This is a genomic window from Desulfosporosinus sp. SYSU MS00001 (genome assembly GCF_049943955.1).
Lineage (GTDB): Bacteria > Bacillota > Desulfitobacteriia > Desulfitobacteriales > Desulfitobacteriaceae > Desulfosporosinus.
This window is the reverse complement of the sequence record NZ_JBNFTW010000039.1, coordinates 645-1,115: the sequence shown is the minus strand read 5'-3', so window position 1 is coordinate 1,115 and position 471 is coordinate 645. Positions and strand designations below refer to the sequence as shown.

Here is a 471-nt window from a genome sequence, read left to right as displayed (position 1 = left end):
ACCGTCCTTCTCTTCTAAGCTCATCAGCTATTTTTTCTATCCTTCTGAGTCTATGGTTAACACCTGATTTTCCTACAGGCGGATCTAATAATTCTCCAAGCTCTTTTAAGGATTCATCAGGATTGTTAATCCTTAGCTCTGCGATATCCCTTAAATTTGCAGGAAGTCTTTGAAGTCCTATTTCTCTTTGTATAAGCTTTATGCTTTCAATTTGCCTCACAGCAGCATTAACTGTTTTGCTCAAATTAGCTGTCTCACAGTTTACCAATCTATTAACATTATTTCGCATTTCTTTCATTATTCTGACATTTTCTAATTAAAGAAACGAACAATGGGCACTTATAATATTTAACAGATCTACTATCTGCTCGCCTTCTTTAATGTAAACAATATAGCTTCCCTTTCTTTGAATAACCTTGGAAGTAAGTCCAAATGTATTAATAAGGCTGCTCAGTTCCTCAGCGTAATCAT

Annotated in this window: 1 pseudogene; it reads right to left on the bottom strand. The window is 35.0% G+C overall.

The features are described 5' to 3' along the window. Positions 1 to 471, bottom strand: a pseudogene (gene whiA, locus ACPUYX_RS20900) (DNA-binding protein WhiA); the annotation flags it as partial.